Genomic DNA, 8,607 nt, shown 5'->3' with positions numbered 1-8,607 from the left:
ACACGGAAGTTAAGCTCTCTAGCGCCGATGGTAGTTGGGACCTTGTCCCTGTGAGAGTAGGACGTCGCCAAGCAACTTTAAGACGAGTCAGAATGACTCGTCTTTTTTGTATGCTTTCATACCTCTATCAATTGCATTTTTAACTCCTTCTAAATAAGAAAAACCATATTTTTTATCTGGCTCTAAGTAAGTTCCTTCAGCCCACTCATTCCATGCGTTAATAAATAAAAACTCGCTGTTATAAAAAGAGTAAGTACGATGAATTTGCTTGCTTAAATATATGGTGAACTTTTCAGGGGTAGAACCTACAAAGATGCTGCTATTTGCGTTTTTACGTCGTGCAGTATTATCCCAATCAACAAAAGCCCCAGGAAATGTTTTTTTCTTTGGGAGCGATCGTTGTAATATATACATCCATACTTTATCGTAGTCCCAAACATTCAAGTGCATATCAGAATCATATATGACCTTATTTATGTCTGAAGAGCTATCATGGGCAATTGTATAGAAAGGTTCAAACTGAATGCTAGCATCGAATCCATTTATATTAGGTAGTGGAAAACTGTTTAATGTTTCAGCAAAGTATATGCCTTTTAAACCATTTTCTCGCGCTAATGCATTCCAGTAATTAAGCATTTTTTCACAATCAGGAATATGTCCTGGACGATAAATAATGAATAGAGGTTTATCATCTATATAAATATATCTCTCATCTTGGAAAGCCTGTAATAAATAATCAAAGTGTTCCTTCCAATCAGATATATCTCCGTAATCTTGAGGCATTAATATATGTTTATCGAGACCATCCCAAGATTTTGTCCATGGTTCATTTGCCCAAGAAAGACAAAAAGGGAAGTCAGGTTCCTTCATCTTTAGTACGTCATTAAAGGGTGTTTCTAATAGTCTTTTTCCCTTAAACCAATAATGATAATAACAAAAACCATATATACCGTATGCTTTAGCGATTTCTGCTTGCCACTTTCTTACGGAGGGGCTAGTTAAGTCATAATAAAAATCTTGATAAGGTTCCCTCGGTTGATAATGTCCTGAAAATAAAGGGCGTGCACTTTTAGTATTTGTCCATTCAGTAAATCCTTTCCCCCACCATCCATCATTTTCTTTAATTTGATGGAATTGTGGTAAGTAAAAAGCGATTATTTTCAAAGTATATCCCCCTCATGTTTTTCGTAGTTCAATTGTTGGGAAGGTATTCTTGATTTGGTGGAGCAATTTTAAAACAAGAGATATGTTAGCTGTTTACTGCTTTTTTTATGGTATGTATTGAATTTGTTTTTACAGCTTACTTAATAAGAGAGTATTAGGTAATTTGATATATAACTGAAATAGAAAGTGCTTTTCGTCATGAAATTAAGTGTATTACGTTGAATAAAAGGAATTAAATTTTTTGAAGGACAAAGAGGGCTTGTGGTAATCGATTTACATCATCAAAAAAGTCTTGTAGCTTTAAATATTTCTCATAATGATTTTCAATATAAGTCCTAGGTATAACGGTTTCTCCGTAAAAACTACTATTTCTAACATCCCCTGCACCAGTAGCGCTGTGGACAAATTTTCCGTTTTCATAATCCGAGATAGCGCGATGTATATCTGGAAAAGCTTGAGATAAAGTTTTATGCCATCCTGTTTGAATTAATTCAGGATGTTCGTGGAATTGTTGACAAAAATCAAGAAAATAGCGAGCTTGTGTTGTTGCGATGAAAATTCCACCAGGGCGAAGAACTCTTGAAAATTCTTTTATCCAATTTTCAGCAGTTTCTTCGGATAAATGTGAGAATACAGAATAAGCGAATATGATATCTAATGAATTGTCACTAATAAATTCTACAGGGGGATGTGGACTTGCTGTTTTATATATCCCTCTTCCTAGTGTTTCATTACAAAGTGTGATCATCGCAGGATCCACATCAATGCCAAGTAAATTTTGATCAGAGGCATCTTTAAATAAGAAGCGTATAATTCTTCCCCATCCGCAGCCGAAGTCTAAAACTTTACTTTCTTTATTCACGGGAACACCTAAATTCTTGGCGTATTGTTTTATATAGCTATAAAACAAATATGCTTCATAAAGAGCATGTTCATAGGAAGCACCTACAAATTGTTTTTGAATTTCTTCAGGAGGAAACCTAGGTACGGGAACCCCATTTATCGTTGTTTGGGAACAACTTTGTATAAATAAATTTAGAAGTTCAACATCAGATAGTGAATTAACAAGATTATCAAAATCACTTCCTAACTTAAAGTTATGCATTTGTCAAACCTCCGAATTATATAGTGATTAAACCTTATTTTCTTGCTTTTTACTAATAAAAACATGTAAAAATTCAGCATCTAACCCGAGTGATCTATCCTTTTGTAAATAAACAATGGTATACATATTCGTGTGTGTATAAATATATTCAATCATATCCTGCCCCCAATCGAACGTTACTAAAGACCCATTCTCATCAATAGGGTTTCCGTGATAAATGGGCTCTTCAATATATTCAATCACCTCTTTATTCAATCTTGCTCTTTGCACAGTTTTTGTGAGTGTATGATACCAAGGGACAGTAAATACATGAGCGCCGCCAGGTTTTAATACTCGTTCTATTTCTTTAAAGGCTTTGTTTGGTGTCATTACATGCTCAAAAACGTCTTGAGTAATGAATAAATCAAAAGATTCATTTTCAAAAGTCATGTCTTCTAAGTTCTCACATCTAATTCCTTGAAAGTATTGGCCAAGAGGATAGTTTTTAAAGTATTGAGAATATGTATAGTTTTTACAGTTTTTTAATAGTAGCTGAGTTGTAATTCCTCCAGGAGAGGATTCGTGGATACTATAGGAATCCCATTTTGGAAAAAATGTGTGTAAAGTATGGATTAAAGCTCGCTGCCTTGGGATAGAGTTACATGTAGAACATAAATAATGATCTCTAAGCCAATCATTATGCTCTATAAATGTAGCTTTCTTTTCGCAAATAACGCAGTACCCATTATTGTGTTTCAAATTGATTTCCACACGACATCACTCCTATGTTACATGCAATCTATTTATGGAAAGTATGATACACGTCAACAATCGGCGAAATCAAAGGGAATAGGTGAAAGTTAGGTATCTCTTAAAATAGCGATTAGGAAAAGGGAATAATCAGTTGAAGAGAACCCGACTCGAATTAAAGTTTCACTTTATGCTATGCGATGCATTAGCTTTTATTCATAGAAAAATGTATAGACTTAAAATATCCCTCTCGTGTACGGGTACATTTCAAAGTCCTGTGCATATATTTCTGTAACTAAATCCATGGTTTCTTTATCATAAAAGCTTTCGTATGTTGGAAATCGTGGGAAGGCTTCATCTGTAATGCTAAGTTCTGCATAGCTCCCTGCATGAATCATCTTGTGGGCGCGATGATGATCTGAATTTGTAAGAAGTGCTAAATTGGATTTTATCAAATCGTACGTGTGTTCTATTTTGGTAATTTGTGCATTAAAATCTTCTAAAGGAATATAACATTGGATGAAGTTTTCTTCACCGGGGACGTATTGTTGGCTAAAATGTATATCTATTGCTAGGGAATTGGAACCAAATGCCTGAACGTAATATAAAAATTGTTTAAATGATATTCCTTGATTACTATATTTATCATTATAAAAATAATGACGGATACTTTCCCATTGGGGGCTAGCATATGGATTGTCAGCAAGTAATAGAAATGAGCTGACAGCCCTTGTATAGGGATTTCGCACAAGTTTACAAACATCCTTTTTACCTTCTAGAAGACCATTCTGTAACTCTGGTATGTAATTTATATTGTTCTTATACACCCAGAACTCATAGTAATGAATAAAGTCATTGTATTTCTTTGCTTCAGTAAATAATCCAATTTGAAAAAAGAACCAATTAGCTAATGCGGTGCATCCGCTTCTGTGACTCCAAAATAGTATAAGGGGAAAGTCTTTATGGTAATGCGGAATTCGGTCTTTATGTAGAATTACATGATTTAAAAGCTCTTGATTTATATTTTTCATGAGTTTTGCACTCCTTTTTTTGAGAACCTTGTGTATGTAGAAGTTTTTTTATGGGTTAAACAAGTGAGGATTGTTTATTAAATATATTCATGGGGATGAGTAAATATTATGAGTGTTTTGCAGTCAATCTGAATAAGGAAGTTATTCCAAAATGAAAATAGAAAATAAAGATAATGAAAATTTATAACAAACATACAATGATAAGAAGATGAGTAATCGAAATGATCCAGTTTATTTGTGTATGTTTTTAGGTTTGACGATGGGAAAAATTTATTACTAGAGAGATGATATTATGAGGAAGAATAATTATTTAATAGTAGGTGGAAATAGTTTCATTGGTATCAACCTCGCATTGGGCTTATTGAAACAGGGGCAAAATGTAAAAGTATTTTCCAGGCATATAAATAATTTTCCTCAAAATATTATAAGTGAAGTTGAATTTATTAAAGGTGATTTAGAAAATGTTGAGGATATATATAAGGCTTTAGTGAATATAGATATTATTATTTATTTAGCTGCGACGTCTAACGTAGTAACTTCAATTGAAGATGTTTTCGGCGATATTAATAGCAGTTTATTTTTTCTTAATTTCATGGAAAGTGTTAAAGATTTTCGTATTAAAAAAATTATATTAGCTTCTTCAGGAGGCACAGTTTATGGTGAACCTGAATATTTGCCTATTGATGAGAAACATCCATTAAGACCACTTTCCCCGTATGGAATAACAAAAGTTTCGCTCGAGAATTATTTGTATTTTTATAAGAGAAAATATGGAATAGATTATGTTGTATGTAGATATTCTAATCCGTATGGAAAATACCAAAACCCCTTAAAAAAAGTTGGGGCGATAAATTGTTTTTTGTATCAGCATCTCAGTAATGAAAGGATTAATATATATGGGAATCCAGAGGAGATTATTAGAGATTATATTTATATCGATGATTTAGTTGAAATTACTATACAACTAGCACAATTAAATCAATTGAAATCTTGCGTATATAACATAGGCAGTGGCAAAGGTCTTTCTTTAAAACGAATTATTGTGGAACTAGAGAAAATAACAGAAAGAAAAGTGGATTTTATCTGTTATAAACAAAAGCAAGAGAACGTTCAAAGAATCATTTTAAATATTGATAAGGTAAAACAAGAATTGAATTGGGAGCCTAAAATAGATTTTAAAAATGGGATTAGATTAAATAAACTATGGATTGAAGAGTTCTTATATAGTAAAAAATAATAAACCACACTCTACTTGTATATAAGCAGAGCGTGGTTTATTATTTTACTTCTTTTTCTATTACCCAAAGGTCTTGATGTTCCCACCAAAATCCTTCAGTATACTTTTTGATGATTGGGTTATGGGGCAGTAATTTAATTTTGTCACATACGTAAGAGGGACTAACTATCGTTTGTCCGTACTGATTAACATCTAAATCGAATTGTTCACTAGAAGAGAGAAACCAATAGCCATGTTCGTTTAAATTTGGAAACCCGAAATATTTTTTACTTTGATAGCCATGGGTTGTGAAAATGAATAAACCACCAGGTGAAACAGCGTTATACAATGTTTGCAGCCAACGAAACCAAGTTGTATCAGGCATATGAGAAAAAAAGGATAGACAAAAAACAATATCGTACGTAGATGAGTCTAATTTTAACTGTTCGGGCTCAGGATGAGATAATATAGAAGGATTATTTAATTTGTTTTCAATAAAGGAAATGGCCTCTTCGTGTATATCGCAAGCGGTTATACTCAAATTTGCTTGTAGATTTAATAAATGACGTGTTACGCAGCCGTATCCAGATGCAAACTCTAACAATTTGATTGGATTGCCTGTAGGAGGATAAAGGGAAGTGATTAAGTCTAAGAGTATTTGTGCTGAGTTTTGCCCGTCTTTAAAATAGTAATCTATCGCTTCTTTTTTTGATGGGAAAACGGGATTAGTGACAATGAACTGAAAGATATGATCCTCAGGATGGATACTTGTATTTACATTGTAGCTGTGTGCGATTTGAGAAATTAAATCTTTATGTTCCTCTATAAAGTCTTTCAAAGAGTATTCCCCCTTAAATAATAATATCGCCTTACAAGAGATATTGATGGCAGAGAAAGCATACGTTTAAATTTTTAAGTATGCTTTAAGATACTTTCTATATGTATACATTTTCATTTTAGAAATGTCGTCGATAGTAAAGCTTTCTTTAATAAAATTTTGCATTTGCACAACTTCATTGTAATGGGAATATGAATCTTCTGTTCTTGTTACGCTATTTAAATGTCGTCTATGATAGTTTAGGGGGGCTGGATTGAAGTAAATATCTCCCTCTGTAAGAAGAGAAACATAGAAGAACCAGTCACCAGCTATTTTGAACTTTTCTAACTGTTTTTCTGTTTTCTTCATATCTATATTTTTAAAAACTACACTCGAGACATTAGGTATAGTGTTTTTGATAAGTAACGTATCTTGTATTTCGTCGACGCCTTTTCGAAAATAGGGGGCTTTCCATTTCTCTTCATCGATATCATTTGTGTAATTTAAATAATGATTAGCCAATACATTTCCTTGTTCGTCTATTTGTTTTGATTGTGTGTAGCTTAAGGCAATATTGTTATTTATATAAAACCCCTGCATCACCTCTTGTAAAAATGTCTTATCGCATAAGTCATCGGCCTCTGCAATCCAAATATAATCACCAGTTGCTGCAGTGACGCCTTTTATCCATTGTTTAAATACAGAACCAGAGTTTGTATCATTAATAACCTGTTGAACCTTCAGATGGCTCTTATTTTCTTTTGAGAGCAGTTCTTTAAATGTTGATACGCTATGATCAGTGGAGGCATCGTCTAAGAAAATTAGTTCGTAAAGAGGGTAGGTTTGGTTTAATATTGATTCGATTCGATCAGGTAAGTATTTTTCATAATTATAGTTTGGTATGATTACGCTTATCTTTTTGTAATTATGTTCGAGAAGATCTAGTAATTGATAAATGTAAGTAAGAAAATTGAAGTTTTTTTCGATAAGTTCTTGGCCAAAGCTTCCCTTTTGTAATCGTAATCCCTCATCATGAATAAATTCATATATTTTTTCTAGCATTTTGGGTAAATTTAAAAAGTCTACTAAGGCACCAGTTTTTTCTGTAACAACATCCTCAAAACCTCCAGCATTTTTAAACCCTATAACAGGAAGTTTTACATCTAATGCTTCTAAAACAACATTTGGAAAAGGATCTTCCCTTGAAGTTAATAAGTATAAGTCAGCTCCGGCGTTATATAATCCGATATCGGGAGTAGGATCGATTGCTGTGAAATGTGCTTTATATTTAGGGGGCAGTGTATTCAGGAATTGAACATCTGTTCTCCCTACCCAAATAAAATGAATATCCTTGTGAGTCTTTCTTACTGAGTAAGAGATCAGTGAGAATAGATCGATTCCTTTTCGATAATCTGCGAAGCCTACACCCAGGATGATTTTGCTATCTAGAGGCAGGTTAAGCTTCTTACGTAACTCATTTCTAGCTTTTGCGATATTATTCTTATAAGGATTGTGGTTAAACAAACCTTGAGGGAGAATGTGACATTTTTGAGGATCCAATTCAGTGATTGTACGAAATTTTTCTTGTACGTATTGTGAAGGGAAAACAACTTTGTAAGCAAATTCAGCGATGTTTTTAGCTTTCCCTTCAGCAGAGTACTGTTGTATTAAATGCGGTAATTCATGTATTAATGAAACAACTTTTATATTGTGTCTAGCTAGTAATGCGACGATATCGCCACTTATGACAGTGCTACATATGGCGAGGGTAAAATCCTGTGATAATAAATCCTTTATTAATAATTCGACCTTTTCTTTTGTTTGATAATCTTGCTCGAGACAATAAACAGGACCGTACTTTTGGAAATCGGGAATTAAAATACCGGATCCAATAGAAATAATTGCAACAGAGTAATCAAAGTTTTCTTTAAGAGCCTTAATAGTATGTAAAGAAAGTAGCTGTGCTCCGTGGAAATGGGCATCATGGGATACATAAATTATCTTTTTATTAACATGCATTTCATAACGCCTCCTAAGTTTATTAGATTTCTTTTCCTTTTTGTTGATTAAAGGTAAAGAAGAGAAATGTTTTATATATAATCCCCTAGAGATGAGTAGAAGGGGGGCGTACTAAAAGAAAAAATATTATCCTTAATATATATTTACTTGGTCTCACATTCATTCTTTAGAAAAGTATTAGTATTAAGTTAGAGAGTGTAGTCTGCAGATTGTTAGTTTGAATACATACGTTTATGAAGTTCTAAGGATGTGTTAGAAATTAAGAGAGGGCAAAGCTTTTATAATTTATAAAATAAAAAAGATAAAAAGTATTGACGATTGATCTACAGGGGTGTAATATAGGACAAGTCGCCGATGACATTAACGTCGCAAGCGACAAACGAAATGAAAAACTTAGTTGACATTAACTAATGAAGATGTTAACATAAGGAAGTCGCAAATGAGCGACTAAGTAGTTCTTTGAAAACTGAACGAAACAAACAACGTGAAACGTCAATTTTTATTTTTAGATGCTAGACAAACTAAC

At 33.0% G+C, this 8,607-nt stretch carries 7 protein-coding genes; 1 reads left to right on the top strand and 6 read right to left on the bottom strand.

What is annotated here, in order from left to right; translation table 11 throughout:
- Positions 1-87: 87 nt before the first annotated feature.
- From MRP26_RS30705 to MRP26_RS30690, 4 genes are all read right to left on the bottom strand, one after another.
- Positions 88-1,164: a glycosyltransferase WbsX family protein gene (locus MRP26_RS30705; protein ID WP_197241545.1), complete on the bottom strand. Its 1,077-nt coding sequence runs from the start codon at positions 1,162-1,164 to the stop codon at positions 88-90.
- Between the two features lie 232 nt (positions 1,165-1,396).
- A complete protein-coding gene (locus tag MRP26_RS30700; protein WP_064531881.1) occupies positions 1,397-2,269 on the bottom strand; it encodes a class I SAM-dependent methyltransferase in 873 nt (290 codons plus the stop codon).
- 27 nt (positions 2,270-2,296) lie between these two features.
- The gene (locus tag MRP26_RS30695; protein ID WP_000405127.1) at positions 2,297-3,019 is read right to left on the bottom strand and encodes a class I SAM-dependent methyltransferase; all 723 of its coding nucleotides are present in this window, start codon (positions 3,017-3,019) and stop codon (positions 2,297-2,299) included.
- A gap of 215 nt (positions 3,020-3,234) precedes the next feature.
- Positions 3,235-4,029 (bottom strand): sulfotransferase family 2 domain-containing protein, encoded by a 795-nt coding sequence (locus MRP26_RS30690; protein WP_064531883.1) that lies wholly within the window; start codon positions 4,027-4,029, stop codon positions 3,235-3,237.
- A gap of 292 nt (positions 4,030-4,321) precedes the next feature.
- Here MRP26_RS30690 and MRP26_RS30685 point away from each other — a divergent pair, with 292 nt between their 5' ends.
- Positions 4,322-5,266: an NAD-dependent epimerase/dehydratase family protein gene (locus tag MRP26_RS30685; protein WP_064531886.1), complete on the top strand. Its 945-nt coding sequence runs from the start codon at positions 4,322-4,324 to the stop codon at positions 5,264-5,266.
- Positions 5,267-5,306: 40 nt separating this feature from the next.
- On the opposite strand, the gene MRP26_RS30680 is transcribed toward MRP26_RS30685, so the two are convergent.
- Together MRP26_RS30680 and MRP26_RS30675 are read right to left on the bottom strand one after the other, a co-directional pair.
- Positions 5,307-6,083 carry a class I SAM-dependent methyltransferase gene (locus MRP26_RS30680; RefSeq protein ID WP_197241544.1) on the bottom strand — a complete coding sequence of 259 codons (777 nt, stop codon included), beginning with the start codon at positions 6,081-6,083 and terminating at the stop codon, positions 5,307-5,309.
- Between the two features lie 66 nt (positions 6,084-6,149).
- Positions 6,150-8,081 (bottom strand): glycosyltransferase, encoded by a 1,932-nt coding sequence (locus MRP26_RS30675; protein ID WP_197241543.1) that lies wholly within the window; start codon positions 8,079-8,081, stop codon positions 6,150-6,152.
- Positions 8,082-8,607 lie beyond the last annotated feature (526 nt).

It is taken from the genome of Bacillus sp. CCB-MMP212 (genome assembly GCF_022748145.1).
Classification (GTDB): Bacteria; Bacillota; Bacilli; order Bacillales; family Bacillaceae_G; genus Bacillus_A; species Bacillus_A cereus.
This window is presented reverse-complemented; position numbering and strand designations above follow the sequence as displayed.